The organism is Natronococcus sp., from assembly GCF_047921035.1.
GTDB lineage: Archaea > Halobacteriota > Halobacteria > Halobacteriales > Natrialbaceae > Natronococcus.
Genome location: NZ_JBLRWX010000238.1, coordinates 1 through 974 on the forward strand (window position 1 = coordinate 1; position 974 = coordinate 974).

Consider the following 974-nt stretch of genomic DNA (forward strand, 5'->3'; position numbering starts at 1 on the left):
CGCCCAGTAGAAACTGCGAGCGAAGCGAGCAGTTTGCACTCGCTACGTAACGAATCGGCCACCTCGTATTCAGCATCATAGTTCCTAAGATAACCTTTGCAACCGAGAGCTGAGGAATTCATCGATCCATGCTTTCGCGAAGCTCAGCCGGTTGGTCAGTTGTTCGAAAAGATCTTCGACGAGAGCGCGGAACTCAGCCGCGCTCTCGACGATAAGCGGAGACGCTTCCCATTTGAGGCTCTTCCAGACCGGCTCGATCGGATTGAGATCCGGCGAGCCAACCGGTAGAAAGATGAAATCGATTCCAAGTTGATGTGCGCGCTTGCGCGTATACTCACAGATATGTGAAGAGAAGTTGTCCAAGACGAGCAGAATCCGCTTGCCGGGATTCTGCTCGCGGACTCGTTCAAGACACTCACAGATCTGTTCTTTTTCCTGGTTTTCGGGGAAACTCACCACGCTCTCACCATTGAGCGCGTAGAAACCGACCGCTGGTTCGTCTTGACGAACCAACGGTCGGGTGATGTGTGGATCATCGACGTAGTAGAGCCGCTGTGGTAGTTGGATAGCGTGACCAGGATTCACCGGCCAGTGATGCCTCTCATCCTGATCTGAGTTCTTGCCCACCGAGGATGGACTGGAGCTGTTCAGGCGGATCTAGTCCTCGCCGTTTCCACGTGGCCAACATGGTCGTAATCGTCTCATGAATCTGGACCCCTTCGGCTGAGCGGAGGGTCCGGAACATCTTCCGCAGCACAACTTGCTCGCGCAGAGCGCGCTCTGCGCGATTATTCGTCGAATCGACATCTGGCTCTGTAACGAACGTCAGCCAGTGCCCTAACCCGTTCCTGATCTTCTCGATCAGCTTTTGGACCTCCTGTGCCTCGTAGTCTTCTCTGATCAGGCCTTCCAGGTGTAACGACGCCTCCGCCCGCTTTTGCTCGCGGGCGGAGGCGGATGGATCCTCCTCGTCG

General features: G+C 55.4%; 1 protein-coding gene and 1 pseudogene. Both read right to left on the minus strand.

Annotation, left to right across the window (positions count from 1 at the left end; all coding sequences use genetic code 11):
- Positions 1 to 84: 84 nt before the first annotated feature.
- Positions 85 to 555 (minus strand): annotated as a pseudogene (locus ACNA7R_RS20470) (IS630 family transposase); the annotation flags it as partial.
- Positions 556 to 601: 46 nt separating this feature from the next.
- Positions 602 to 974: IS66 family transposase (locus ACNA7R_RS20475; protein WP_416285377.1), on the minus strand; the 373-nt coding region annotated here is incomplete at its 5' end.